At 70.6% G+C, this 24,848-nt stretch carries 25 protein-coding genes; 13 read left to right on the top strand and 12 right to left on the bottom strand.

All coding sequences use genetic code 11. The features are described from left to right. Nucleotides 1-116: 116 nt before the first annotated feature. The 4 genes from CT688_RS14875 to CT688_RS14860 form a co-directional block, all read right to left on the bottom strand. Complete coding sequence (locus CT688_RS14875; protein ID WP_107757520.1) at nucleotides 117-1,943, bottom strand: phosphoenolpyruvate carboxykinase (GTP); 1,827 nt, start codon at nucleotides 1,941-1,943, stop codon at nucleotides 117-119. Nucleotides 1,944-2,056: 113 nt separating this feature from the next. After that, the gene (locus CT688_RS14870; protein WP_107757519.1) at nucleotides 2,057-2,470 is read right to left on the bottom strand and encodes a DUF6802 family protein; all 414 of its coding nucleotides are present in this window, start codon (nucleotides 2,468-2,470) and stop codon (nucleotides 2,057-2,059) included. Continuing rightward, nucleotides 2,467-3,831, bottom strand: a complete 1,365-nt coding sequence (locus CT688_RS14865) for a hypothetical protein (protein WP_107757518.1) — start codon at nucleotides 3,829-3,831, stop codon at nucleotides 2,467-2,469. The genes CT688_RS14870 and CT688_RS14865 overlap by 4 nt, the downstream gene beginning before the upstream one ends. Next, on the bottom strand, nucleotides 3,828-4,478 hold the full coding sequence (locus tag CT688_RS14860; RefSeq protein WP_107757517.1) for a hypothetical protein: 651 nt from the start codon (nucleotides 4,476-4,478) through the stop codon (nucleotides 3,828-3,830). Before CT688_RS14860 ends, CT688_RS14865 begins: the two co-directional genes overlap by 4 nt. Before the next feature lie 145 nt (nucleotides 4,479-4,623). On the opposite strand from CT688_RS14860, the gene trmB reads away from it, so the two are divergent. From trmB to CT688_RS14835, 5 genes are all read left to right on the top strand, one after another. Next, a complete protein-coding gene (gene trmB, locus CT688_RS14855) occupies nucleotides 4,624-5,364 on the top strand; it encodes a tRNA (guanosine(46)-N7)-methyltransferase TrmB (protein ID WP_107757516.1) in 741 nt (246 codons plus the stop codon). A 37-nt stretch (nucleotides 5,365-5,401) separates the two neighbouring features. Continuing rightward, nucleotides 5,402-6,076 (top strand): NYN domain-containing protein, encoded by a 675-nt coding sequence (locus tag CT688_RS14850; RefSeq protein WP_107757515.1) that lies wholly within the window; start codon nucleotides 5,402-5,404, stop codon nucleotides 6,074-6,076. Between the two features lie 12 nt (nucleotides 6,077-6,088). Continuing rightward, nucleotides 6,089-8,581 (top strand): MMPL family transporter, encoded by a 2,493-nt coding sequence (locus CT688_RS14845; RefSeq protein ID WP_107757514.1) that lies wholly within the window; start codon nucleotides 6,089-6,091, stop codon nucleotides 8,579-8,581. Between the two features lie 64 nt (nucleotides 8,582-8,645). Next, nucleotides 8,646-10,016: a YbhN family protein gene (locus CT688_RS14840; protein WP_095718130.1), complete on the top strand. Its 1,371-nt coding sequence runs from the start codon at nucleotides 8,646-8,648 to the stop codon at nucleotides 10,014-10,016. 5 nt (nucleotides 10,017-10,021) lie between these two features. Further along, nucleotides 10,022-10,384, top strand: coding sequence for a DUF3054 domain-containing protein (locus CT688_RS14835; protein ID WP_231750371.1), 363 nt, complete (start codon nucleotides 10,022-10,024; stop codon nucleotides 10,382-10,384). On the opposite strand, the gene CT688_RS14830 is transcribed toward CT688_RS14835, so the two are convergent. Further along, nucleotides 10,381-11,421: a glycoside hydrolase family 25 protein gene (locus CT688_RS14830; RefSeq protein ID WP_231750370.1), complete on the bottom strand. Its 1,041-nt coding sequence runs from the start codon at nucleotides 11,419-11,421 to the stop codon at nucleotides 10,381-10,383. The two genes, CT688_RS14835 and CT688_RS14830, sit on opposite strands and share 4 nt — an antisense overlap. Nucleotides 11,422-11,627: 206 nt before the next feature. On the opposite strand from CT688_RS14830, the gene CT688_RS14825 reads away from it, so the two are divergent. Further along, nucleotides 11,628-11,900, top strand: coding sequence for a hypothetical protein (locus tag CT688_RS14825; RefSeq protein WP_017836166.1), 273 nt, complete (start codon nucleotides 11,628-11,630; stop codon nucleotides 11,898-11,900). Nucleotides 11,901-11,959: 59 nt separating this feature from the next. On the opposite strand, the gene CT688_RS14820 is transcribed toward CT688_RS14825, so the two are convergent. Continuing rightward, a complete protein-coding gene (locus CT688_RS14820) occupies nucleotides 11,960-12,649 on the bottom strand; it encodes a pentapeptide repeat-containing protein (protein WP_231750369.1) in 690 nt (229 codons plus the stop codon). Nucleotides 12,650-12,840: 191 nt separating this feature from the next. Here CT688_RS14820 and CT688_RS14815 point away from each other — a divergent pair, with 191 nt between their 5' ends. The 6 genes from CT688_RS14815 to CT688_RS14790 are packed head-to-tail and all read left to right on the top strand — an operon-like array spanning nucleotide 12,841 to nucleotide 19,060. Then, the gene (locus CT688_RS14815; RefSeq protein ID WP_095718127.1) at nucleotides 12,841-13,353 is read left to right on the top strand and encodes a DUF4395 domain-containing protein; all 513 of its coding nucleotides are present in this window, start codon (nucleotides 12,841-12,843) and stop codon (nucleotides 13,351-13,353) included. 47 nt (nucleotides 13,354-13,400) lie between these two features. After that, entirely contained in the window at nucleotides 13,401-13,961 is a 561-nt protein-coding gene (locus CT688_RS17560) for a hypothetical protein (protein ID WP_197431432.1), read from the top strand. A 36-nt stretch (nucleotides 13,962-13,997) separates the two neighbouring features. Beyond that, entirely contained in the window at nucleotides 13,998-16,016 is a 2,019-nt protein-coding gene (locus CT688_RS14805) for a M13 family metallopeptidase (RefSeq protein WP_017836170.1), read from the top strand. A 40-nt stretch (nucleotides 16,017-16,056) separates the two neighbouring features. Further along, a complete protein-coding gene (locus CT688_RS14800) occupies nucleotides 16,057-17,148 on the top strand; it encodes a diacylglycerol kinase (RefSeq protein WP_017836171.1) in 1,092 nt (363 codons plus the stop codon). Further along, a complete protein-coding gene (locus CT688_RS14795; RefSeq protein ID WP_031264666.1) occupies nucleotides 17,145-18,116 on the top strand; it encodes a triacylglycerol lipase in 972 nt (323 codons plus the stop codon). Before CT688_RS14800 ends, CT688_RS14795 begins: the two co-directional genes overlap by 4 nt. After that, nucleotides 18,113-19,060, top strand: a complete 948-nt coding sequence (locus tag CT688_RS14790; protein WP_017836173.1) for a triacylglycerol lipase — start codon at nucleotides 18,113-18,115, stop codon at nucleotides 19,058-19,060. The genes CT688_RS14795 and CT688_RS14790 overlap by 4 nt, the downstream gene beginning before the upstream one ends. A gap of 44 nt (nucleotides 19,061-19,104) precedes the next feature. On the opposite strand, the gene CT688_RS14785 is transcribed toward CT688_RS14790, so the two are convergent. The 4 genes from CT688_RS14785 to CT688_RS14770 form a co-directional block, all read right to left on the bottom strand. Then, nucleotides 19,105-20,028 carry an Ig-like domain-containing protein gene (locus CT688_RS14785; RefSeq protein WP_107757513.1) on the bottom strand — a complete coding sequence of 308 codons (924 nt, stop codon included), beginning with the start codon at nucleotides 20,026-20,028 and terminating at the stop codon, nucleotides 19,105-19,107. A gap of 137 nt (nucleotides 20,029-20,165) precedes the next feature. Beyond that, the gene (locus CT688_RS14780; RefSeq protein WP_017836175.1) at nucleotides 20,166-21,065 is read right to left on the bottom strand and encodes an Ig-like domain-containing protein; all 900 of its coding nucleotides are present in this window, start codon (nucleotides 21,063-21,065) and stop codon (nucleotides 20,166-20,168) included. 589 nt (nucleotides 21,066-21,654) lie between these two features. Continuing rightward, entirely contained in the window at nucleotides 21,655-22,539 is an 885-nt protein-coding gene (locus tag CT688_RS14775) for a hypothetical protein (RefSeq protein ID WP_107757512.1), read from the bottom strand. 70 nt (nucleotides 22,540-22,609) lie between these two features. After that, a complete protein-coding gene (locus CT688_RS14770) occupies nucleotides 22,610-23,233 on the bottom strand; it encodes a TetR family transcriptional regulator (RefSeq protein WP_107757511.1) in 624 nt (207 codons plus the stop codon). A 110-nt stretch (nucleotides 23,234-23,343) separates the two neighbouring features. Here CT688_RS14770 and CT688_RS14765 point away from each other — a divergent pair, with 110 nt between their 5' ends. After that, complete coding sequence (locus CT688_RS14765) at nucleotides 23,344-23,895, top strand: DUF2020 domain-containing protein (protein ID WP_107757510.1); 552 nt, start codon at nucleotides 23,344-23,346, stop codon at nucleotides 23,893-23,895. A 1-nt stretch (nucleotide 23,896) separates the two neighbouring features. Here CT688_RS14765 and CT688_RS17555 read toward each other — a convergent pair whose 3' ends face one another. Next, the gene (locus CT688_RS17555; protein WP_017836179.1) at nucleotides 23,897-24,061 is read right to left on the bottom strand and encodes a hypothetical protein; all 165 of its coding nucleotides are present in this window, start codon (nucleotides 24,059-24,061) and stop codon (nucleotides 23,897-23,899) included. Further along, complete coding sequence (locus CT688_RS14760) at nucleotides 24,061-24,840, bottom strand: class E sortase (protein WP_197431531.1); 780 nt, start codon at nucleotides 24,838-24,840, stop codon at nucleotides 24,061-24,063. The genes CT688_RS17555 and CT688_RS14760 overlap by 1 nt, the downstream gene beginning before the upstream one ends. Nucleotides 24,841-24,848: the final 8 nt, after the last annotated feature.

Genomic DNA, 24,848 nt, shown 5'->3' with positions numbered 1-24,848 from the left:
ACTCCTCCACTCATGCGCCCAGTGTAATGATGACGCGACCACTGTCCCACCGATTGTGGATCTTGGAAAGAGGGTCGGCCACACGGACCGCGGGACCTCGGTAGGCCCCGGAGGTCTCAGCCCAGGCGCTCCTTGAGAGCGGCGAACTGCTCGTGAACCTCGGACGGGACCTTGGGCCCGCAGAAGTCCAACCACTCGGTGATGAGCGGGAGTTCGCGGCGCCACTCCTCGGGGTCGATCGCCAGCGCCTCCTCCACGTCCCTGAGGGGGGTGTCGAGGCCGGTGAGGTCGATGTCCTCGGCGCGGGCGGTGAACCCCGCCACGGTCTCATCCGCGTCGACGCGGCCCTCGATGCGGTCCACGACCCACTTCAGGACGCGGCTGTTCTCGCCGAAACCGGGCCAGAGGAAGCGGCCGTCCGCGCCCTTGCGGAACCAGTTGACCAGGAAGACCTTGGGCATCTTGTCGCCACCGCGCTCGCCCATGTCCACCCAGTGCTGGAAGTAGTCACCGACGTTGTATCCGATGAAGGGCAGCATCGCCATCGGGTCCCGGCGGACCGCACCGACCTTGCCCTCCGCGGCCGCGGTCTGGCCGGAGGAGAGGGTGGCCCCGATGTAGACGCCGTGGTTCCACGAGTGGGCCTCGCTCACCAGCGGCACGGTGTCCGCCCGGCGCCCGCCGAACAGGATGGCCGAGATCGGCACGCCCTGCGGGGAGTTGAACTCCTCGGCGGTGACCGGGCACTGGTTGATCGGTACGCAGTAGCGGGAGTTGGGGTGGGCGGCGTTGCCCGCCCCGCCGTCACCCACCGGGGTCCAGTCGTTGCCGAGCCAGTCGATCAGGTGGTCCGGGGTCCCCTCCAGGTCCTCCCACCACACGTCACCGTCGTCCGTGAGGGCGACGTTGGTGTAGATCGAGTTCCCCGCCTCCAGCGTCTTCATCGCGTTGGGGTTCGACGAGTAGTTGGTACCGGGGGCGACTCCGAAGAAGCCGTACTCGGGGTTCACCGCGTAGAGCCGGCCGTCGGCCCCGAACCGCATCCAGGCGATGTCGTCGCTCACGACCTCGGCGCGCCACCCCTCGATGGTCGGCTGGAGCATGGCGAGGTTGGTCTTGCCGCACGCGGACGGGAACGCCGCGGCGATGAAGTAGACCTTGTCCTCGGGGGAGATGAGCTTGAGGATGAGCATGTGCTCGGCCATCCAGCCCTCGTCGCGGGCCATGGCGGAGGCGATCCGCAGCGCGAAACACTTCTTGCCCAGCAGTGCGTTTCCGCCGTACCCGGATCCGAACGACCAGATCTCACGGGTCTCCGGGAAGTGGGTGATGTACTTCTCCTCGTTACACGGCCACGGGACGTCGTCCTGGCCGGGCTCGAGGGGCGCACCGACGGTGTGCAGGCCCTTGACGTACTCGCCGTCGGACCCGATCTTCTCCAGGGCGGCGGTGCCCATGCGGGTCATGATCTTCATGGACACCACGACGTAGGCCGAATCGGTGAGTTCGATGCCGAGCTTGGGATCCTCGGCGTCGAGGGGGCCCATGCAGTAGGGCACCACATACATCGTGCGGCCACGCATGCTGCCGCTGAACAACTCGGTCATGTGGCCGCGCATCTCGGCCGGGTCCCGCCAGTTGTTGGTGGGACCGGCGCCCTCCTCGGTCTCCGAACAGATGAACGTCCGCGACTCGACGCGCGCGACGTCCTTGGGGTCGGACTGGGCGAGGAACGAGTTCGGCTTCTTCGACTCGTCGAGTCGGACGAACGTGCCGTGCTCCACCAGTTCGGTCGTGAGGCGGTGCCACTCCTCGTCCGAGCCGTCCGCGAAGACGACCCGGTCCGGCTGGGTCAGTTCGGCGACCTCGGCGATCCACGCGAGCATCTCCGCGTGATCGGTTGGCGCCTGACCCTCGAGGCCGGGAATGGTGGTGGTGGTCATCACAGCTCCTCGTGCACGGTGCATGGTATCGGTCACAGACTATCGTCAACCCGATCACACCGCCGCCGTCCGGGCCTCGTTCGCGGCCCCGACGTGAGCAAAGCCTCAACTTTTCAGATGTGACCGTGGTCTATCCGTTCCCATCTGGCCGGGACAGGGGCTGACTCGGGGGACCCCGCCGGGGCCTCGTTGGTGAATCCGCCGAACGGCACCCCTTCGGCGGGATTGGCCAGTCGCCAGGAGTCGTAGCTTCCGTCGAACCGGACCGTCGAGACGTGGTCGACCGTGCCGTCGCCGTCGACGTCCGTGTAGACGGTGAGCCCCCGGCCGTCGCCCCGGGTGACGGCCTCCATGAAGCCGTCACCGTCCAGATCCGCCTCGGGTGAGCCGAGATCGAGGACGCCGTCACCCACAGGGACGTGGAGGCCGAGGGACGAGGCCTCGGCGAGCGGGGCCCCGTCGAGGCCACAGACGTCGGGACGGGCGCTGAAATCGGACGGGTCGGGTCCGTGGAAGGAGTCGGTCATGGCGAGGGGCTCCCTGGGGTGGCGAGGGCGGGCGGGGGAGTGCCGGCGGGCTCCGCAACAGTAACCGGGGAGACGGTGCTCGGCGTGGTTCCGGGGGCCTTCCCGGCGAGTCGTGACCGGCGGATACGGCGTTCGAGGTCGGCGACCCGCGGGCCCGGGTCGTGAGCGAAGCCGTCGGTGATGGTGGCCTCCGCGGCCAGGATCCTGGCGCCGAGGGACTGCTCCACCTCCGCGCGCAGGGCGGCGAGTCGTTCGGTCACGACGGCGGCCGTGTGTGTCCGGAGCGACTGGGTCCGGCGGACCGTGACCGTCGTCCAGCCGAGCGCCACGCCGCAGATCAGTGCCAACGGGATCACCATGACCGACAGTCCGGGGACCTCGGCGAGTGGTGACAGGAGCATGCGACCCACGCCGGTCCCGCCGGCGGCACCCATGAGCATCACGAGCGACTCCTCCGCGGCATTCCGGGGCGGACGCCCCGGCGTGATGCCGCCCGTCGGTGCGGGTATCCGCGGCGTCGTCGGCGCGGAGGCGCCGAGGTGTCGGGCCACGAGGGCGTCCGCGCGACGGTCCGCGCGGACGATGGTCCCCGCGATCACGCGATCCGCGTCGGAGGCCAGTGCCCGGACGACCCCGTCGACTCGTGATCTGGGCGCGGCCGCGAGTTCCTCCCGCGCCCGCGAGCCGAGGTCGCGCATGGACCGGTGCAGGTCCTGCACGACCTCCATGCGCAGTGCCTGGACATCCTGCCGCAGCGCCTGCGACCGTGAGGTGATCGCCTCGGTGCGGCGCGCGAGGAGCCAGTCGACGGTGTCGGGAACCGGATTCGGTGCGGTCGCCCGATCGGCTCCGCCGCCGAGGCCGCCCCGACCCGCGCGCACCCCCGCCGTGCCCGCGGCGGCGGTGACGGGCCCCGGGGCAGGGGCGTGGAGCACCACCCGGAGCAGGTCGGCCGCGGCGGAGGGATCGGAGTCCACCACCCGCGCAGTCGCCGTCACGCCCGCCTCGGCCAGCCGTCGGGTGGTGACGTCGAGGGTCTCCGCCAGGGCGTCGGGGTGGCATGAGCCGACTCCCCCGGCGAGGGCCACCGCCAGTGGGACGCGGGAGGCGACGCCACGGGCGACCTCGAGGTCGTCGGGACGGATCGGGCAGACGGCGTCGACGACGAGGACCGCCGCGTCCGGCCGGTCGTCGGGTCCGGCGTCGACGAGGACACGGATACCACGGGAGCCGTCGGCACCGGACTGCCGCGCGACCGCCCCGAGGGCCTCCGCGACCGCCGGCGCGGCGGAGTCCCGCGCGCCGAGCACGGCCACGGTCAGGGCGCCCCCTCCGCGCGGGTCCGCCTGGGTCCCGCTCACGTCCTGCCCTTCGGGCCGAGTGCGCACAACGCCGCCTCGGCGAGGTCGCCGACGCGGTCGTCGACCGCGAGAGTCTCCAGGTCCGACTCGAGGCGGGCGTGGCGGACGGCGGCGAGGCTCTCCAGGGCCCGGTCGAGGAAGGCCACGACGGCGTCGAGAGACGTATCGGACGGCCGCCGGGCGTCCACCGCGGGGAGCTCACGGGCCCACCGGGGCGGGGCGGCGCCGTCGACGCCGGTGGCCACGACCAGCTGGAGGTGCGCGCGAGGTCGCCGCATCCAGGCCTCCTCGTGGCGGCAGGGCGCCGTGCGCAGGCAGATGACCTCGGCGTCGGGTGCAGGGCCCACCGGCCGTCCGGGTGCGGCGAGCACGTCCAGGTCCTCGACCGTGGGCCGCCACCCCCGTCGCGCCCGCAGTGCCGCGGCGAGGGTGCGTCGACCCGACCCGAGTCCGCCGCGTACGCGGATGTCCACCGGCGCGTCGACGCGATCGAGGGCCCGTTCGAGCTCGCGGAGGCCGTCTCCGGCCGCGGGGTCGACACCGTGCTCCCGCGCGGCACCGACGATCCGTCGGACCCGCGAGACGGGGTCGGCGCCAGGGGGCCGCACCCTGGTGTGGGTGGCGGCGTCCTCGGTCACGATCGGCACGGGGTCATGGTGTCCCGGCCGGGCTCCCGGGGCAAGACCTTCCCTGCCCCGGCGGCGACGGGAGGCGAGGACCCGCCATCCCCGGGGACGACCCGCACGGCCACCGGATTCGGACCCGGGCCCCCGACTACGCGATGATGACCGGGTGAACCAGAGCGAAAGCCCCCGATCGGCGGACGGATCGACCCCTGATCACGACCCGCGTCTGTTCCCCCGGGTCACGGCCTACCGGTTCCGTCGCGGCACACTGCGTCCGGGCCAGCAACGCAACTGGGAGGAGCACTGGCCCACCTACGGCCGCAACGTCGCGGACGAGGTGATCGACCCGGAGGTCATGTTCGGTCGCGTCGCACCGCTGATCGTCGAGATCGGGTCCGGGACGGGGACGTCCACCGCGGCGATGGCGGCAGAGGAGCCGGACCTGGACGTGATCGCCGTCGAGGTCTACCAACCCGGCCTGGCCCAGCTCCTGGGGATGATCCTGCGAGAGGGCCTCGAGAACGTCCGGATGATCCGCGGCGACGGGGTGGATGTGCTCACCAACATGATCGCGCCGGCGAGCCTGACCGGGGTGCGTGTGTTCTTCCCGGATCCGTGGCCCAAGGCGCGCCACCACAAGCGCCGGCTCCTGCAGTCGGGGACGTTCGCCCTGATCTCCTCGCGCCTCCGTCCCGGCGGCGTACTCCACGTGGCTACCGACCACGCCGACTACGCCGACTGGATCGCCGAGACCGGCGACGCCGAACCGTCACTCGAGCGGCTCGACGCCACGACCGGGGACGGGCACGTACCGTTCAGTCTGAAACGACCCGTGACGAAGTTCGAGGGCAAGGGTCTTCAGGAGGAGCGAGTGATCAACGAGTTCCTCTGGCGTCGCAGAGACTGACACACCCGAATCTCCGAGAAGGCCGAGGCTGTAGACGATGACCCCACCTGACGGACCGGACGACCACGAGATCACCGACGTGGTGCCGCCCGACGACCCGGGCCTGGTGCTGCTCGTCTGGGACGCGCCCAACGTGGACATGGGCCTCGGGTCCATCCTCGGCGGACGCCCCACGGCCCTCTACCGGCCACGCTTCGACGCGCTCGGGCGGTGGCTGCTCGGGTACGCGGCCGAGTTGTCGGTGAGCTCGGGCGACACCCTCGAGGCCGAGGCGACCGTCTTCACCAACATCGTCCCGGGTACCTCGGACAATGTCCGCCCCTGGGTCGAGGCCCTGCGCAACGTCGGCTTCGCCGTCTTTGCCAAGCCCAAGACCAGCGAGGACTCGGATGTCGACGACGACATGCTCGAGCACATCGACCGGCGCGCCGAGTCCGGTCGGCTCGCGGGCGTGGTGGTGGCCTCCGCCGACGGCCAGGCGTTCCGCGAACCGTTGGAGGATCTCGCCGACGAGATCCCCGTCACCGTCATCGGTTTCCGGGAGCACGCCACCTGGGCCGTCCAGCACGACACGATTCGATTCCTCGACCTGGAGGACATCCCGGGTGTGTTCCGGGAGCCCCTGCCCCGGGTCAGCCTCGAGAACCTGCCGGACGAGGGGGCCTGGTTGCAGCCGCTCCGGCCACTCACCGCCCTGCTCACCTCGCGTTAGGAGCGCGCCGCCGTGTTCAACTCACTCGGGCGTGTCGTCGCCCGCCGCCGCATCCTCGTCACGGTCGTCATGGTCGTGGTCATGGCCGCGCTCAGCGTGGCGGGCAGCATGTTCGGAAACGCCTTCGGCCAGGGCGGCTTCGAGGACCCGGAGAGCGGGTGGGCGACGGCCGAGCGGCTCGAGCAGGAGGCGTACGGCCGTGACGCGCTCGGCGACGTCGTCGTCAGCTACCACGCCCCCGAGGGCACCACGGTCGACGATCCGGCGTTCCAGGAGCCCATCCGCGCCTCGCTCGACTCGATCCGCACGGAGTTCCCGGACGAGGTCACCGGCGTGACCAGCTTCGTGTTCAACCAGTCCCCCGCCCTGGTCAACCGGGACGAGGGCATCGCCGTGGCCTCCATCCAGATCGCCGGCGAGGAGGAGGAGATCCTCCAGAACTTCCGGGTGATCGAGGACCGGATCGACGTCGACGGGATCCAGACCGACGTCGCGGGGGTGCAGGCCGTCGCCGGTGCGTTGCAGGACGGCATGGACGCGGACCTCGTGCGCGCGGAGCTGATCGCGCTCCCGCTGGTGTTCCTGCTGCTCATCGTGGTCTTCGGCGGGGTCGTCGCCGCCTTCCTGCCCGTTGCGGTGGGGGTGCTGACGATCGTGGGCTCGCTCGGTGCTCTGCACCTGCTCTCGCTGGTCACACCGGTGAACTCCTTCGCCCAGAACGTGGTGACCCTGATCGGTCTGGGCCTGGCCATCGACTACGGGTTGTTCGTGGTGAGCCGGTTCAGGGAGGAGATGGCCGAGGGGTATCCGCCGGACGCGGCGGTGCGACGCGCGGTGGCCACCGCCGGTCGGACGGTGGTGTTCTCCGCGGTCATGGTGGGCGTGACCCTGTCCGGCCTGCTCATCTTCCCGCAGGACTTCCTCAAGTCGGTGGCCTATGGCGCGATCGCCGCGGTGATCCTCGCCGCCGCACTGTCGGTGACCCTGCTGCCGGCCGTTCTGATGATGCTCGGTCACCGCGTCGACATGCTCGGCATCACACGCCTGCAGCGCCACCGCTCACGGGAAGAGGTCGAGAACGGCCTGTTCGGTCGCATCGCGGACTTCTCCATGAAGCGCCCGGTGGCCGTGGCGGTCCCGGTCGTGGTGGTCCTGGTCGCACTGATCATCCCGTTCTCCGGGGTCAAGTTCGGCGGCATCAACGAGACCTACCTCCCGCCGGACAACCCGACCCGCGTGGCACAGGAACAGTACGACCAGAATTTCCCCGGAACCCGCACGGACCCGGTCAAACTCGTCGTGATCGGGTCGGACGGCACCACCCTGTCGCAGATCCGCTCCGCGGCGAACGAGGCACCGGGCCTGACCGGGCCGTTCCAGTTCGCCAGGTCCGGCCAGCAGGACGCGCAGGGCCGCGACGTGGTGGTCCTGCAGACCGGCGTCGTCGACCGCAACGCGGCCACCGACACCGTCGAGTACCTGCAGGCGTTCCCGATCCCCGCCGGGACCGAGGTCTACGTGGGCGGTAACCCGGCCATGGAGCGCGATTCGGTGGAGGCACTGGTCGACGGGCTGCCGTGGTTCGTGCTCTACGTCCTCGTCGCCACCACCATCCTCATGTTCCTGGCGTTCGGCTCGCTGGTGCTGCCGATCAAGGCCGCGATCATGAACCTGCTGGGGCTGGGGGCCACGCTCGGGATCCTCACGTGGATCTTCGTCGACGGCCACCTCGCCGACCTGCTCGGCTTCACCCCGGGGCCGCTGACCTCGCCCGTGGTCGTGCTTCTCATGGCGATCATCTACGGCCTGTCCACGGACTACGAGGTGTTCCTGGTGTCTCGGATGGTGGAGGCGCGTTCGCGCGGGGCCCGCACCGCGGAGGCCATCCGCAACGGGGTGGCCCACACCGGTCGGATCATCACCTCGGCGGCGCTCATCCTCATCGTGGTGACCGGCGCGTTCGCGTTCTCGGACATCGTGATGATGAAGTACATCGCCTTCGGCATGATCGCCGCGCTCATCATCGACGCCACCGTCATCCGTATGCTGCTCGTGCCGTCGGTGATGCAGATGCTCGGCACCGACAACTGGTGGGCGCCGAAGTGGATGAAGCGCGTCCAGGAGCGCGTCGGCCTGGGCGAGGCCGAGATCGACGACGAGCCCGAGCTCCTGGTCGCAGGCCCGGGACGGGTCGGGTCGGCGGGCGCCGGTGCGCCGGTCACCGCCCCGGACGGGCCCGTGGACGGACGGTCGACCTCCGCGACCTCCGACGCGGTGGAGGCGCAGGGCTCGGCGACCGCGGTGGGGGTCCTCGAGCCCGAGCCCGCACCGCAGCCCGAGCCCGCACCGCAGCCCGAGCCCGCACCCCGATCCGAGCCCGCACCCCGATCCGAACCCCGTCGCCGGGACGACGGCGGCGCGGGGGAGAAGATCCCCGCGGCAGAGCTGATCGCCCGGCTCCGGCGGGAACGGGAGCGGGAGAGGGAACGCGATCACGACGCGTGAGGCCCGGCCCGGCCCCCGGAGTGTGAACCTGGGTCCCGGCCGTCCCGCGGGTTATGGTGGCGTGATGAAGGGGACGCGGGGCACCACGCTTCGCCGTGGTGTCCGGATGGTCCTGGCCAACCCCTGGTTCAAGGCGATCGCCACTCTCACAGTCCTGGGTTTCGTCCTCTACTGGCTCCGCGGACAGATGCCGTTCTTCGCCGAGGGGTTCTCGGCGGTGGTCAATCCGCACTGGGGATGGGTCGCGGTCGCGTTGGTGTTCTCGTACCTCTCCATGTCCAGCTACGGCTCCGTGCAGAAGGTGCTCCTCCAGTCGGCCGGGGTCAGGGTGGGGTACTGGGGGAGCGTCGGCCTGGTCTTCTCCGCCAACGCGTTCTCGACGTGCATTCCCGGCGGTCAGGTCTTCGGGACCACCTTGACCTACCGCAAGACCCGGCAGTGGGGTGCGACCCGCGTCGTGGCGTCGTGGCAGCTGGTGATCTCCGGGGTGCTGTCGGCGGTGGGGATCGTGCTGCTCGCGCTGGCGGGCTTCTTCCTGGTGGGCCGCGTGTCCAACCCGTTCCTGCTCATGCTGTCGGCCGTCGGTCTCGTGGCGATCGTGGTGGTGGTGCAGTGGGCCGCGCGGAACCCGGACAGGATCGAGGAGGCCCTGCTGACCCTCCTGGCCTGGGTCAACGCGCGGCGACGCAAGTCCGCCGATCACGGCGCCGCCGGTGTGCGCAAGATCGTGGAGCAGGCCGAGGCGGTCGAGATGACCAAGACCCAGTTCTCCAAGGCCTTCGCGTTCTCGCTGCTCAACTGGGTGGCCGATGTCGGCTGCCTGTGGGCGGCCGCCCACGCGGTCGGCGCGCAGCCCAGCATCGGAGGTCTGTGCATCGCTTATGTGACCGGCAAGATCGTGGCCTCCGCGCCGATCACTCCGGGCGGGCTCGGGACGGTCGAGTTCGCGCTCATCACCGCACTTACCGCGGGCGGACTCGGTGCGCATCAGGCATTCGCGGCGGTGTTCCTCTACCGCATCGTCAGCTTTGTCCTGGTGGCGCTGGCCGGGTGGGTGGTCTTCTTCCTCTTCTACCGTGGAGCAGTGGAGGTCGACCCCGATGTCGCCCACGAGGACGGCTCTCCCCCTCCGGAGCGCCCGTCGTCGTCGACTACTGGCCACCCTGACCGGTCCGCGGTCGTCGCCGCCCCGCCGGCCGGAATCGCCGCGATGTGGCCGCTGCACGGCACGCCGTGGCGCCCGACCGTCCACGGCCATTCCGGTCCGATCCCCCTCCTGCGGGTCCGCGATGACGGGACGCGGACGGGCGAGCCCGGCGAGCCGGGCGAGGGTGACGGGAGCGGCCGCGGGGCCCGCGATGAGACCCATGTCGAGGCCGACGAGGACTCCTGTGCGGTGAGTGGCCCGACGCGACGAGACGAGAAGGAGTCGTGACGACGGTGGCGCTTCCGTTGGTATTCCTGTTAGACGCGGTGTCGGTGGTCGTGTTCGCGACCTTCGGGCGCGGTGCCCATTCCGAGGGCCTCGGTATCGGCCAGGTATGGGGTACGGCGTGGCCTTTCCTGGTGGGCCTGCTGGTGGGGTGGATCGCGGTGCTGATCGCACGCCGCGACCCCGCGAGGGTCCGAGCCGGTGTCGTGGTGTGGGCCTGCACGCTCGTCGGCGGGATGGTGATCCGCGGTCTGGGTGACGGGCGGGTGCCGCACTGGAGTTTCATGGTGGTGGCCGCGCTCGCCACCGGGGTGTTTCTCGTGGGCTGGCGGGCGCTGCGGGCGGCGGTGTCCCGGCGCCGGGCGGTCTAGCGGAACTCTGGCGGGATCTGGTCGAGCATGTGGGCCGGGACGGTGACGGTCTCGGGCAGCCTGACGCCGTCGGGCGCGGGGAGACCTTCGGGGACCACGATGGTGACCGGTTCCGCGCGTCCCCCGGCGACAGGGGCGGGAGCGGGATCGAGGACCGGTGCGGGATCCGGAACGCGCGCGATCTCCGGTGCCGGTTCGGGCGCCGGCGCCGGAGCTGGCGCGGCCTCGGGTGCGGGCGCCGGCGCCTCGCCCGGCGTGACAGGCCCCATCCACGCCCCGAGATCCTCGCGTGTCCCGGCGAAGATGTTGAGGTCCACGGGACCGGTGAAGCCCGGCACCTCGCCTGTCTCCGAGTTCTGCCAGAACAGCCACTCGTTCCACCCGCCGATCACGGGGAGCGTCGGCTCCGGGACCCCGTACTCGGCCAGCCACAGCGGGTACTCGGAGAACTGGGTGGTGTTGGCCATCCGGTCGATCCAGAAGAACCGGTACGTGTAGACGATCGGCGTCCGACCGGTGAGGTGCTGCAGTTCCGTGAGGAAGACCCGCGTCCACTCGATCAGCTCCTGCGGGTTCTTGCCCTCGTCGGTCTCGATGTCGAGCACCGGCGGCAACTGTTCGCCGCCCACCGACTGCACCCGGGTGGCGAAGGCGCGCGCCTGGATCGCGGGATCCATCGCGGGCCGCGCCTTGTGGTAGCTGCCCACGGCCATCCCCGCGGCGCGGGCGGCTTCCACGTCGGCCTCGTAGTAGCGGTTCGCGGGGCCGGTGCCCTCGGTGGCCTTGACGAAGGCGAACGACTGGCCTGATGCGGCGGCCGCGTGCCAGTCGACGTGTGCGCCGTGCGGATGCTGCCAACTCGAGGAGTCGACGCCGCGGGCCAGGCTGTCGAACGCGGGGGAGAGGGGGACGACGGCGTCGGCGCGGGGGGAGATGACGACGGCGAGAAGGCCGAGGGCCAGAGCGACCGCGGAGGCCAGGGCCACGATGAGGCGGGGGAGGAGGGCATGGCGCGACGGCTGACCGGCTGGTGTCATGGGGGAAGTATCAAGTAGTAACAACAATCACACAAGCAACTCGCGCAACTTTCCTCACAATTCGTCGGTGTGCGACAACCGGGCGGTGGTGGTGTGGGTCACGGATCCGTCACAACCGGTAACACGCTGTCCCACTGGTGCGATCACCTCTCCCGCCGCCCCTATGGTGGAAGAAATCCCTCCGTTCCCAGTCGGGAGTTCCCCTCGTGACCGATGCAGTAGATTTCTCGACCCCCCGCTACAGGCATGACCTCGTCGCCGAAGTCGACGGGCCGGCCGACGACGCGGTTCTCGAGGTGACCGTCACGGAGACGGTGGTGCTCGACGAGAACGGCGCAGGCCGCGGGACGCCCGAACTCGTGCTGAGGACCGGGGTCGACGGGGTCACCCTGACGGATCGCGACCAGGTGCTCCGCCTCCAGGCGATGATCAACCGGGCCGTCAACCAGTGGCGCGACGCGGCCACCCACCTACCCTGAGCGTTCGTCCCATCCCGTTCACTCGGCCCGTCTGCTCGGCCCCGTCTGCTCGCCCTAAGTCATTCAACCCTGATGCCCGCCTCGGCGATCAGCGCCAGGCCGACCCCCAGGACCTGTTCCGGCGAGATGAGCGATCCCCGGAGGGCGGACGCTCCCCTCAGGTCCTCCAGGTCGGCCCCGCGGAGGTCCGCCGCCGCGAACGACGCCTTGTCGAGGGTCGCCCCGCGCAGGTCCGCGCCGTCGGTCGACAGGTCCGCCACCCGCGCCTCCATGAGGTCGGCCTGCCTGCAGCGGGTCGAGGACAGCCGCACCCGGTGCAACCGGGCCATGCGCAGGTTGATCATGTCGGCGTGACAGTCGTCGAAGGACACGTCGGTGAGTCTGCTGTCGGACAGGACTACGCCGGTGAGGCGGCAGCCCACAAATCTGACCCGCGTCAACGTGGCCCCGTCGGCGACCATGCCGGACAGGTCGCACCCGCGCAGCTCGACATCGGTGAGTCGCAGTGAGTCGGCCCTGGCACTGCTCAGCCGGATGTCCTGGAGGATCGACTCACGGATCTCCGCACCGCCCATCTGGACCGCGCCCTCGGCGGGCGCAGGGGCGTCCTCGGCGCTGGCCCACACGCCATCCCACAGACCGTCCGGTTCGAGATCGGACCTCGGGGTCTGCAGTTGGTCCCGACGCGGCAAGGACGGTGCGGCGGGCGGTCGGGGCGAACCGGAACGGCGGCGGAGCGGTGGGGGCACGGGCGCCAGCCTAGGTGTGGGGCACGGGCGCCAGCCTAGGAGCGGGGTGCGGGTGCCCCGGGGTCGGCTGGTCCCGTGACGACCGGACTGGGACTTCGGCCGGTTCAGGCGTACCCTCGGAGGCATTGACAGACAGATCTGTCTACCTAAGTGCCGGTACGGAACCTACGGAGAGGTCGAGGAGGTCGGGCATGAGCCTGCGAGAGGTGTTCGCGTTTCCAGAGGTAGTCAATGACTACGCCGCCCGGTGCACCGCCGGTCTGGTGGTGGCGCTCGCGGTGGGGACGATGCTGGCACCGCCGCCCGCGCAGACCTGGCTCGCCGCGGCGCTGGTCGTCGGCTTCGCCCTCCGGGTGGCCGGAGGCCCGCGGTACTCACCGTTCGGGAGGCTCTCGGTGCACGTGCTCGCCCCGAGGGTCAGCTCCGAGCCCAAGCTGGTCGCTGGTGCGCCCAAGCGGTTCGCCCAGACGATCGGCCTGGTCATGTCCTCGGTCGCGCTCGGACTGTTCCTGGGCGGGCTCACGACGGCGGGGGTCGTGGTGCTGGGTGTGTTGGTGGCCGCAGCTCTCGCCGAGGCCTCTCTGGGGTTCTGCCTCGGGTGCTGGATGTACGGGCAACTGCAGCGCGTCGGGGTCGTGTCAGAGGACGCCTGCGTCGACTGCGCCGACATCTGGGCTCGTCCAGGGATGACCGCGCGCAACTGATACCGGCTCGCAACCGGCATGTCGCTGCGCCGCGTTACTGTGGGGGCATGACTACCCCGTCGGAGAATCACGAGCCCTACGGCCGCGACCGCGACGACTTCGGGTCGACGTATGGCACGGAGCCCTATGGGTCGACCGACTTCGGCGGTCAGGGGTACACGTCCCCCCGGTACGGCCAGCAGCCGTTCGCCGACCAGCCGTTCCACGATCAGCCCTACGGCGCCCAGCAATTCGGGGCTCAGCAATTCGGGGCTCAACCTTACGGAATGCCGAGTTACGGGGACCAGCCCTACGGGGCCCAGCACTTCGGTGTCCAGCCCTACGGGGCCCCTGGTGCCGGCGCTGTGCACCCGTACGCGACGAACTACGGTGCGTCGCGCAAGGAGCCGGCGCTCTCGCTGGTGCTGTCCTTCTTCCTGCCGGGGCTCGGCACGATCATCAACGGCCAGGCGGGCAAGGGGATCGGCATCATGGCCGGGTACTTCCTCGGGATCCTGCTGTCCGTGGTCCTGATCGGGATCCCGATCATGCTCGGGTTCTGGGTCTGGGGGATGGTCGACGCCTACTCGGGGGCCAAGCAGCACAACCTCGAGAACGGCTTCTACTGAGGGACTGCTCGTCGCCCCTTTCAGTAACCTGGTCGCATGACAGCGACCGAGATCCCCACCGCCGACGCCCCGCGCCCCTCGGGCCTGGACCTCCAGTACATCGATCCCGACGTGCGGTCGCAGGATGACCTGTACCAGCACGTCAACGGTACCTGGCTGCGGGACCATGTGATCCCCGCCGATCGGCCTATCGACGGCGCGTTTCTCGCCTTGCGCGACCTGTCGGAGGAGCGGGTGCGCGACATCATCACCGACGCCCCGGTCGACTCGAAGATCGGGGCGTTCTATGCCTCGTTCATGGACACCGACGCGGTCGAGGCCGCCGGGGTGGCCGCCCTCGCACCCGACCTGGCCGAGATCGACGGCGCCGCCGACTCCGACGCGCTCGCTCGTGCCATGGCCCGCTTGGAGAAGGTGGGCGTCGGTGGCCTGATCGGCGCGTACGTCAACAACGACGCCAAGAACTCCAGCGAGTACATCCTCTACCTGGTGCAGTACGGTATCGGGCTGCCGGACGAGTCGTACTACCGCGAGGACCAGTACGCGAAGCTGCGCGACCAGTACACCGACCACATCGCGCGGATGTTCGAGCTCGCCGGGCTTGTCGAGAGCGCGGAAGGCGAGGGCGCGGCCCGCCGCACCGCGGAGCAGATCGTCGACCTGGAGACCCGCATCGCCGCCGCCCACTGGGACGTCGTGGCCCGCCGGGATGCGGACAAGACCTACAACCCCGTCACGTGGGAGGAACTGCCGGAGCTGGCACCGGGTTTCCCGTGGCACGACTGGGCCCGCGAGGTCGGCGGCACGGAGGAGACCTTCGGGCGGCTCGTCGCGATGCAGCCCGACTACCTCACCGCCGTGGCCGAGCTGTGGGACACCGAGCCGTTGGAGACCTGGAAGCAGTGGCTGCGCTGGCGGACCGTCTCCTCCCGCGCGCCCTACCTGGCCGCCGAGCTGGTGGACGAGAACTTCCGCTTCTACGGCACCGTGATGTCCGGCACCGAGGAGAACAAGGCCCGCTGGAAGCGCGGCGTCGGCGCGGTCGAGGCGGCCCTCGGCGAGGAGGTCGGCAAGGAGTACGTGGCGCGGCACTTCCCGCCCGGCCACAAGGCCCGGATGGTCGAGCTGGTCGAGAACCTCACCGCGGCTTACCGCTATTCCATCGGCCGGTTGCCGTGGATGACCCCGGCCACGCGCGAGCGCGCGCTGGCCAAGCTCGAGGCGTTCGTGCCCAAGATCGGCTACCCCGACACATGGCGCGATTACTCGGCGCTGGAGGTGCGCTCCGACGACCTGCTCGGCAACGTGCGCCGCTCCGCCGAGTTCGAGCACAACTACGAACTGGATAAGCTCGGCGGCCCCGTCGACCGCGGCGAGTGGCACATGACGCCGCAGACGGTCAACGCCTACTACAACCCGGTGATGAACGAGATCGTCTTCCCGGCCGCGATCCTGCAGCCGCCGTTCTTCGACGCCGACGCCGACGACGCCGCGAACTATGGGGCGATCGGCGCCGTGATCGGGCACGAGATCGGCCACGGGTTCGACGACCAGGGGTCCAAGTACGACGGCGAGGGGAACCTCGTGGACTGGTGGACCGACGAGGACCGCAGCGCGTTCGGAACACGGGTGGAGGCGCTGATCGCTCAGTACCAGGGCCTCACCCCCGACGGTCTGGATCCGGCCAAGGACCACGTCAACGGCGCCTTCACGGTGGGGGAGAACATCGGCGACCTGGGCGGACTGACGATCGCGATCCTCGCCTACCGCCTGGCGAACGGGCAGGACGGCGAGCCCGCAGTGGGAACCGGGGTGGGGCCGGAGATCGACGGTCTCACCGGACTGCAGCGGCTGATCGCCTCGTGGGCGATCGTGTGGCGCACGAAGACCCGCGCCGAGGAGGCCGCCCGTCGTCTGGCTGTGGATCCGCACTCGCCGCCGGAGTTCCGCTGCAACCAGGTGGTCAAGAACCTCGACGACTTCCACGAGGCGTTCGGTGTGACCGAGGCCGACGGCATGTGGCTCGCCCCGGAGGAGCGCGTCAGCATCTGGTGAGCCCGGCCCGGCGCGGGCTCGATACGGTTATCGTCCGATCATGTCGAAGCGGGATGTGCCGATCAGGGTCGTGGAGTGGTCGACGGGCTACCTGGGCAGGATGGCGGTCGAGGCGATCGACGCCCGGCCTGAACTGGAGCTCGTCGGCGTCTTTGTCTCCGACCCCGCCAAGGTGGGCCTCGACGCCGGCCGGCTCGCCGGTCTGGACCGCGATCTGGGAGTGGACGCGACCGACGACCGGGCGGAGCTGATCGCGCTCGCACCCGACGCCGTGGTCTACACCGCGGAGACCGAGTCCCGGTTCATGGAGGCGATCGAGGACTTCACCGCGTTCCTGCGGGCGGGTGTCAACGTGGTGGCCTCCGGGCCCGTGCTGCTGCAGTACCCGCACGGCATCCTGCCGGCGGAGATGATCTCCGCCCTGGACGAGGCCGGGCGGGGCGGCGGTGCGACCCTGCACGTCAACGGGATCGACCCGGGATTCGCCAACGACGTACTGCCGATGGTCATGACGAGCCTGTCCCGGCGGATCGACCTGATCCGGGTTGGCGAGATCGCCGATTACTCGGTGTACCACCAGGGCGAGACCATGCGGCGGCTGTTCGGATTCGGACAGACCATGGAGTCGCTCCCCCCTCTCCTCAGGCCGGGCATGCTCGCCGCCGGCTGGGGGTCGGTGGTCCGGCAGCTCGCCGCCGCGGTCGGGGTGGCCCTCGACGAACCCCTGGTCGAACGCCACGAGCGACTGCCCGCCGAGCGCGACCTGTCCCTGCTGGCGTGCGAGGTCCCCGCCGGCACGCAGGCGGCACTACGGTTCGAGGTCGCGGGTCAGGTCGACGGTGAGGACCGCATCGTCCTGGAGCACGTCACCCGCACGGCCGCGGACCAGGCGCCGGATTGGCCGAGGCCCGATCACGGTGACGGGTGCTACCGCATCGAGATCCATGGTCAGCCGTCCATGCGGGTGGAGTTCACCCACCACGCCGAACACGGCGACCACAACGAATCCGGAATGCTCGTCACCGCGATGCGGCTGGTCAACGCCGTCGAGGCCGTGGTCGAAGCCGAGCCCGGGCTTGTATACGCAAAGGACCTGCCGATGATCACAGGGCGTGGCTTAATGAGAAGATGAACATAATCGGTGCCGCCCGCGCTGCAGTGGCCGCCGTGGCCGCGGCCGCCCTCGTCGTGACGGGCACGGGCGCCGCCCACGCCACGGATCCGACCTCGCGGGCCCCGATCCCGGTGCCCTACAGCTTCCTGAACGGCGCCGGCATGGCGCTCACCCAACCCGGGGCGGAACTCCCCGGGGCGAACGACTGGACCTGCCGGCCCTCGGCCGCCAAGCCACGTCCGGTGGTGCTGGTGCACGGCACCTCGGGTGGCGCCGTGACCAACTGGCCCACGTACGGTCCGCTGTTGCACAACGAGGGTTACTGCGTGTTCACGCTGACCTACGGCGCCCTGCCTGATGTCCCGTGGCCGGTGAGTGTGCTGGGCGGGCTCTCGGACATCACGGCGGTCTCGGTGCCGCAGGTCGGGGAGTTCGTCGATCGGGTCCTGGCCGCCACCGGCGCCCAGCAGGTCGACCTCGTGGGCCACTCGCAGGGCACCCTGGTCTCCGGCCTCGTGGCCAAGGTCGGCCGCCCCGGCAAGGTGCACACCGTGGCCTCGATCGCCCCGCTGTGGGAGGGCTCCGGAGGGGGCATGCGCAGGTCGTTGGACGGCGTCCCGGGAGTGTCGGAGCAGCTGGGGCAGATCCCCGCCCTGTCCCAGATGTCCCCCGGCTCCGAGGTGCTACAGCTGTTGTGGGGCGGGGGCTCGCCCTACGCCCCCGGGGTGCGCTACCTGAACGTCGTCACCCGGTACGACCAGTTGGTCACGCCCTACACCTCCGGGCTGGTGCCCGGGCCGATGACGACCAACGTGGTGATCCAGGACGGGTGCGAGCAGGACCACGCCGAACACCTGGCGATCGCCTCAGACCCGCGGGCGGCGGACTTCGTGCTCAACGCGCTCGATCCCGCCAATCCCCGGGCGCCCCGGTGTGAGGCCATCGCCCCCTACCTGGGTCCGATCCCGGCCCCACCGGGCTCGTGAGCGCGCGCCGGGCGGTCACAGGGGTCGCGGGCCTGGTCGCGGCTGCTGCCCTCGTCGTCGTCGCTTCCGGGCCAGCCACGGCGTCTCCCGCCACCGAGCAGGTCCCGTGGCGCTGGTGGGACGGCGCGGCACACCAGCTCACCAATGGCCTGGCGGACCCGCCCGGGATCAACCGTGACGACTGCCGGCCGAGCGCCCGCCATCCGGTTCCGGTGATCCTCGTCCACGGCACCGGGCTCAACGGCGGCAACTCGTGGGCCACGTATGGTGCGGCACTGGCCGCGGAGGGCTACTGCGTATGGGCACCGACGGTCGGGGCCCCGCCAGGCCTCGGCTCGACGGGAGGATTCGACTCGCTGACCGGTGCCTCGGCGCCGCAGCTCGCCGCCGAGATCGACCGGGTCCGCGCCCTGACCGGGGCCCACGAGGTCGACCTGGTGGGGCACTCCCAGGGAGCGATCATCGCCTCCTACGTCACCGCCACCACGCGGGCCCACGCGGTGCGCACCGTCGTCACGCTGGGGGTCGACCCCGCCCGGTCGGGCGAGGGTCCGCCGGAGTTCGTCACCGAGTTCCTCGAGGTGATCTCTCCCGGCACCGCGCGGCGGGACGCCGAGGCCACCCTCGCGTGGCTCGGGGACGAGGGCGTGCCGTTCGCGCGCGGGGTCCGGTACGTCGCGGTGGTCTCGGACTACGACGAACTCACCGGCCCCGTTACCGCGCCCGTGGTCCCGGACTTCGTGGATCTGCGGGTCGTCAGGCTCCAGGACGGCTGTGAGGCCGACCGCTCGGGGCATCTGACCGTGCTGGCCTCGCCCCGGGCGGTGGACTTGGTCACGGACGCCCTGGGTGGCACGGCAGCCGAGGCCGGAGGCGCGCGGCCGCCGCGGTGCGTGCCGGCGGATCAGCTTCTGGGCGTGCTCGCGCCCGTGCCGCCGCGGTAGTCCCCGCCGCTCAGTAGGTCCAGTCGCTCAGTAGTTCCGGTCGCTCAGTAGTTCCAGTCGCCCTGGCCGTCGAAGGCGCCGAACTGCCGACCGGGTCCGTTCTTGACGATGAACGGGTCGCCGTTGCGCGAGTTCTCGTAGTACCAGCGCGCGTCCTCGGGGCTGACGTTGATGCAGCCGTGGGAGACGTTGCGGACGCCCTGGTCGGCGACGGACCACGGGGCGGAGTGGATGTAGATGCCGTCGTAGCTCAGGCGGACGGCGTCGTTGATGATCGAGTCGTACCCGCCGTCCTCGATCCGCAGCCCGAAGGCCTCGGAGTTCATCCGCACGTTCCGGCCGCGCTGACCCGTGTAGTAGACGCCGTTGTAGGTCTCCCAGCCGCGCATCCCCGCCGACGCCCGCATGGTGCGCACGTGCTGGCCGTTCCGTGTCACGGTGATGTGCTTGGTGCGGTCGTCGTACTCCGCGATCAGTGCGTCACCCGTGCGGAAGGCCTGCTGCCGCTTGCCGCCGGCCCAGACGGTGACCGAGGTGTTGACCGGCCAGAAGGAGTGCGGGCGCCATCGCACCTCGGAGTTGTTGACCCAGTAGAACTTCCCCGCAACCGGGGGCTCGGTGCGGATCCCGAGCGTGGCCTCTGCGCGGGCCCGGTCCGCGATGGGCCGGTCGAAGAAGAACATGACCGGCTGGGCCACGCCGACGATCTCGTTCTGCGTGGGGAAGACGTTGACGTCGCCGTACTCGGGCGCGGGTCGGTCGGGACCGATCACCGGATAGGTGAGGACCGGCATCGCCCCGACCCCCGGGATGAGCGGGGTGGGCAACGGCGCGTTCTCCAGCTGGGGGATGCCGGGCGGGCTCGGGGGCATCACCGACTGCGCGTTGGCCGCCGGGGCGAGCCCCAGGACGAGCGCAGCCGCGGCGAGGATCGAGGCGAGGACCGTGATCCGGGGTGAACGGGTCATTGCTACTCCTGGGGACGACGGAGACGAGGGGTACCTCTCAGCCTAGGCGGAGGACTCTCTTAGGGTGTCGTGCGCCATATCGATTGTGTTTCACCCCGACCCGCGGGGGTGGGCCTGGGGCCGGTCCCGTGGCCGCCTCAGTAGTTCCAGTCGCCCTGGCCGTCGAACTCGCCGAACTGCCGGCCCGGTCCGCCCACCACGATGAACGGGTCGCCGTTGCGGGTGTTGTCGTAGTACCAGGCCGCGTCCTCGGGACTGAGGTTGATGCAGCCGTGGGAGACGTTGCGGACCCCCTGGTCGGCGATCGACCACGGCGCGGAGTGGACGAAGATGCCGTCGTAGCTCAACCGCACCCCGTTCTCGACGGTGGTGTCGTAGCCGCCCGCTGTCCTGGACAGTCCCCAGGTGGAGGAGTCCATCCGGACCTCGCGCGCACGCCAGCCGTTGTAATAGATGCCGTTGTGGGTGGGGTAGGAGTCCCGCCCGGCGGAGGCCCTCATCGTGCGGACGATCTGGCCGTTGCGGGTGACGGTGACCAGGTGGGTGGCGTCGTCGTAGGTCGAGACGACCGCGTCGCCGGTGCGGAAGGTGTTCTCCTGCCCGCCGGCCCACACGGTGACCGCCGTGCCGGCGGGCCAGAACTCGTGGGGCCGCCATCGCAACTCGGAGTCGCCGACCCAGTAGAACCTCCCCTGGACGGACGGTGCCGTTCGGATCCCGACGGAGGCCTCCGCCCGGGCGCGGTCGGCGACGGGCCGGTCGAACCGGATCATGACGGGTTGCGCCACCCCCACGGTCTCGTCGCGGGTGGGGTACACCGACGCCACCGGTTCCACCGCGGGGCGCGGCGGTGCCGGCACGGGGATCGTGAGGACCGGTTGCGCGGCCACCCCGGGTACCTGGGGAAGGGGCGCCGATTCCAGGCCGGGAAAGGCGACGGACTGCGCTGACGCGGCGGGGGCCAGTCCGGCGGTGAGGCCGGTGGCGAGGCCGGTCGTCACCAGGAGGGACGCGAGGAAGCGGGTTCGGCGGGTCATCGTTCTCCTTCGGGCCGCGGTCAGCCGGGCACTGGTGACGTTTCGGGCAGTGACGGGGGTGAGCCACAGGTGCGGTGAGTGAATCCGCAGGACTCAGCTTAGCCACAATTGTCACACAGGAAACATACGTAACAGAACCCCGTGGGCGCGGTGAGTGCGGCAGTGGATGTGTGGGCGCCGGACTGGGGCGCTCCTGCGGACCGGATCGGAGGGGGCCCGATCGGAGAGGGTTGGTTGCATCGTTCGTTGGTAACGGTATTCACAAAAGTGCAGGTGAGCCAACCGGCTCCCCGTACTGACCATAAGTCAACAGAAGAACTGCTGTTCATGGGCTTGCCAGCGGAACGAGTGCAACATAGAGTTCAACCAGTCACCGGCCGGGGGGTGCGGTGGCGAGGTGAAGAACGGATGAGGGGCTGTTACTTCACGATGAGGGGCCGGTTTCATTACCGGGGCACCTGGGGGGGTGTCGGCCCGCCGCCTTTCGGGGCGCGCGTGGAAACCGGAAGGCGCGATGCGCAGTCCGTTGAAAGGGAACGGCGTCGGATGCTGAGGGGCTCCGGCGCCGTTTCTGATTTCCAGTGGAACGTCAGTCGAGGATGTGCTCGGCGACCCTGTGCAGACCCGCGAGCGCTCGCGCCTCGGCGTCGGGGGACCGGGGCGTCTCCGGGCTGATCAGCGTGATGTGCCACAGATCGTTGTCCGCGATGAGGATCGTGTGGACCTCGACACCGCCGCCGGTCGGGGCCGCCGCGCAGTCGATGTACGCGGTGCTGAGCTCGGGGAGCACCGGCGCGGGAGCCTCGGGGGCGCCCGGCGGCGCATCCGCGATCGAGGCCGACTCATCGCCGCGGACCTCCGAGCAGGCGTATCGCACCCCCAGCAGCGCGGGCTGTCCACGGAGTGCGGCCTGGGGGCCACCCCGCGGCTTGACGACCCCGGCGGCAAAAGTATCGGGAATCTCGTTCCGGTCCGCGGCGGCGGTCCGGGGGGAGGTGGGCGAGGTCGTGGGCATGGGCTTGACCTCGGTGGACGTGGTGGCGGTGTCGGCTGTGTCGTCGTCGGCGGTGTCGGACCCGTCGGCGTCCTCTGCTTCTTCGGTGGTCGCCTCCGACTGCTGCATCTCGTACAGCTCCAGCGATCCCGGGCCGCCGTAGGTGCAGATCAGGCCCAGATCACCGGAGCCGATGGGCTCGATCTCGGGCATGTCGGCACCGGTGAACTCGATCAGCTCATCGGTCGGCAGATCGAGGAGCTCGCAGGCGTTCAACCGGTCGTCGGGGGCGGGGCGTCCGTCGACCATCGCGGCGGCGACGTCGGGCTGTGGCGCGGGCGAGATCCGGGGTGGGCCGGTCTCGCCGTTACCCGCGACGCCGGGCGCGGAGCACCCCGCGACCGCCAGCACCGCCGCGGACGTCGCCACGCCGAGGGCGACTCGTCCCCCCGGTGCGGTGCGGGGTCGCTGCGATCGCATGGGCCGATCCTACGATGCCACGGCTCGTCACCGGCTCCCGGCCGGTCCGCGGGCGCCTGTCCGTGCGGGTTCAGGTCTCGCCGGGCACGATCTCGGTCGCGCGGATGACCGCGTCGAACGACTCTCGGATCCGATCCTCCAGGAGGGTCGGAGACTCATCGGTGCGCCACTGTTCGACAGCCACCCGGACGATCGCGATCGAGGCCGCCGCGACGGTGGCGGCCTCGACGGAGCCGGGCTCGCGGCCTTCTCTGCGGGCCACCAGCGCGGCCAGTTCCTTCTCGGTCCGCGAGAGGATCGCGTACACCTCGGTGCGGATTCCCGGCTCCTGCCGCCACATGTCGTGGAACCGGTTGAACAGAGGGGTCTCCCGCCGGGCCATGGAGACCTGCAGCCACAGCAGGCGGGTGAGTGCGGTCAGCGTGGACACGGACCGGTCGGTGAGGAACAGGCGCACGGCATCCCGGTCCGGCGGGAAGGCATCCGGAATGCACGCGGCGGCCTTGGACGGGAAGTAGTTGAAGAACGTGCGGCGGGACACGTTGGCGGCCTTGGCGATCTGGTCCACGGTCACCGCGTCGAGTCCTCGTTCGAGGGCGAGGTCCAATGCGACGGACGAGATGGTCTCGCGCAGTGCGCGGCGGCGGCTCCCGACGCGATCGGCGCCCTGTCCGTTCGTGGATGGGCCGGGCATGTGGCGCCTCCCCGTCGGTCGTCGGTGCGTGTGGGTCGTCGGTGCGGGTGGGTGGTCTCCGCTCGGTGGTGATGACCCTACCCAGGTGTTTGGGTCCTATCCTGGGCATCATGCGTATCGCCACCACGACTTTCCTCGCCCCCATGGCCGTCGTCCTGCTCGGTGTGTCGGCGGGGTGCGGCGGTGGCGACGGCGATCCGGCACCGGAGATGGGGACCATCCGGACCGCGCCGCCGGAGACCAGCGAGCCGGAGATCCCCCAGGTCGAGCCCGTGACTCGTGAGCAGTGCCCGTACCTGTCCGTCGACGAGGCGTCGAGGCTCAACGGCGAGCTGGCCACCGACGTGCGGATCGATGACCGTGTCGACCCCGCCGCCTGCTTCTTCTACGGCGCGGACGGGGCGGTCCAGCTCACGACGACCGTGTATTCGGTCGCGTCCGAGGAGCGGGCCACCGAGCTGGTGGACGACTCGGCCCCCGTCGGTGAGTCCGAGCGCTCGGACGTCGAGGGAGGATGGACCGGCGGACGCACCGGTGGTCCGGGAGGCGCCCTGGTGGTCCTGGCCCGAGGCACTCAGGTCCTGGCGGTGCAGTCCACGCAGGAGCAGTCGGTCAAGGTGCAGCGGGTGGCCGAACTCGTCGCGCCCCGCATAGCCGACTGACTCAGTCTGCAGGGTCGACGGCGACGTGCGAGTACGGCATGAGTGACTCGACCGCGGGGAACACCACTTCCATGAGTAGCAGCACCACCGCCGCGAGAAGCGCGACGAGCAGCACGATCCGGACCGGCGTCGGTCCGGGCAGGCTGCGGTAGAGCCGGGCGTACATCACCGGCCCCCCAACTCGACGGGGGCCTCGCCGGCCACCCGCGGCTCACTGCGTTCGAGCACGGCGTGCACGACGAGCCGCTCCGCGGCCGAGAACTGCGGATGGCACGTGGTGAGCGTCGTCAGCGGCAGCAGCTCGGGGGAGGGTGGCTCGGCGCGTCCGGGCACCGCGTCGATCACCCACACGTCCTCCGGTCGGACGACCGACATCCCGGACAACCCCTCGTATCTCCCTGACGTCGCGCGATCGGCGAGGTCCATCGGCAGGCATTCGGCCGCCTGCTCGCGGGCCGCGACCGGATCGGGGGCGTCGACGGGCAGCACGCGGTAGATCAGCCACCGGTCCGCGGTGGCGTACACCAGGGCGTCGCACGAGCGCAGGGCGTCGAGATCGTTGAACGGCGAGCCGCGGCCCACCCGGTGACCGGCGACGGCGAAGTTGCCCGGTTCCCCCGGGCCCTGTGTCCCGGTGTAGTGCCCGGGCCCGGCCTCCAGAGCCGCGTCGCTGGTCCCGGAGACCACGGCGAACCGGTAGTCCGCGCCGAACGCCGGAATGTACAGGCGCGCGAAGGCGGTCCCGTCCGCGAGGCCGGACAGTGCGGGGTCCCCGTCCCCGGAGACCCCGCCGCGCATCCGTGGGTTGTCCGTCGTGTCCCACCGCCGGTCCAGGTCGGCGTCGGCGGCGGACTGGGCACGCGCCGCGTCCAGGTCTGTCCACCACACCTGGTAGACCACGAACAGTGCCAGCACGACGCCGAGCGTCAGCAGCACCTCTCCCATCACCCCCG

Source organism: Dietzia sp. JS16-p6b (assembly GCF_003052165.1).
Taxonomy (GTDB): Bacteria; Actinomycetota; Actinomycetes; order Mycobacteriales; family Mycobacteriaceae; genus Dietzia.
The sequence above is the reverse complement of the archived record's forward strand: the minus strand, read 5'-3'. Positions and strand labels throughout refer to the sequence as shown.

Coding starts and splice junctions, on each gene's coding strand:
- CT688_RS14875 (WP_107757520.1), bottom strand. CDS start 1,943: ATGACCACCACCACCATTCCCGGCCTCGAGGGTCAGGCGCCAACCGAT.
- CT688_RS14870 (WP_107757519.1), bottom strand. CDS start 2,470: ATGACCGACTCCTTCCACGGACCCGACCCGTCCGATTTCAGCGCCCGT.
- CT688_RS14850 (WP_107757515.1), top strand. CDS start 5,402: ATGACCCCACCTGACGGACCGGACGACCACGAGATCACCGACGTGGTG.
- CT688_RS14840 (WP_095718130.1), top strand. CDS start 8,646: ATGAAGGGGACGCGGGGCACCACGCTTCGCCGTGGTGTCCGGATGGTC.
- CT688_RS14830 (WP_231750370.1), bottom strand. CDS start 11,421: ATGACACCAGCCGGTCAGCCGTCGCGCCATGCCCTCCTCCCCCGCCTC.
- CT688_RS14815 (WP_095718127.1), top strand. CDS start 12,841: ATGAGCCTGCGAGAGGTGTTCGCGTTTCCAGAGGTAGTCAATGACTAC.
- CT688_RS17560 (WP_197431432.1), top strand. CDS start 13,401: ATGACTACCCCGTCGGAGAATCACGAGCCCTACGGCCGCGACCGCGAC.
- CT688_RS14805 (WP_017836170.1), top strand. CDS start 13,998: ATGACAGCGACCGAGATCCCCACCGCCGACGCCCCGCGCCCCTCGGGC.
- CT688_RS14800 (WP_017836171.1), top strand. CDS start 16,057: ATGTCGAAGCGGGATGTGCCGATCAGGGTCGTGGAGTGGTCGACGGGC.
- CT688_RS14795 (WP_031264666.1), top strand. CDS start 17,145: ATGAACATAATCGGTGCCGCCCGCGCTGCAGTGGCCGCCGTGGCCGCG.
- CT688_RS14785 (WP_107757513.1), bottom strand. CDS start 20,028: ATGACCCGTTCACCCCGGATCACGGTCCTCGCCTCGATCCTCGCCGCG.
- CT688_RS14780 (WP_017836175.1), bottom strand. CDS start 21,065: ATGACCCGCCGAACCCGCTTCCTCGCGTCCCTCCTGGTGACGACCGGC.
- CT688_RS14775 (WP_107757512.1), bottom strand. CDS start 22,539: ATGCGATCGCAGCGACCCCGCACCGCACCGGGGGGACGAGTCGCCCTC.
- CT688_RS14770 (WP_107757511.1), bottom strand. CDS start 23,233: ATGCCCGGCCCATCCACGAACGGACAGGGCGCCGATCGCGTCGGGAGC.
- CT688_RS14765 (WP_107757510.1), top strand. CDS start 23,344: ATGCGTATCGCCACCACGACTTTCCTCGCCCCCATGGCCGTCGTCCTG.
- CT688_RS17555 (WP_017836179.1), bottom strand. CDS start 24,061: ATGTACGCCCGGCTCTACCGCAGCCTGCCCGGACCGACGCCGGTCCGG.
- CT688_RS14760 (WP_197431531.1), bottom strand. CDS start 24,840: ATGGGAGAGGTGCTGCTGACGCTCGGCGTCGTGCTGGCACTGTTCGTG.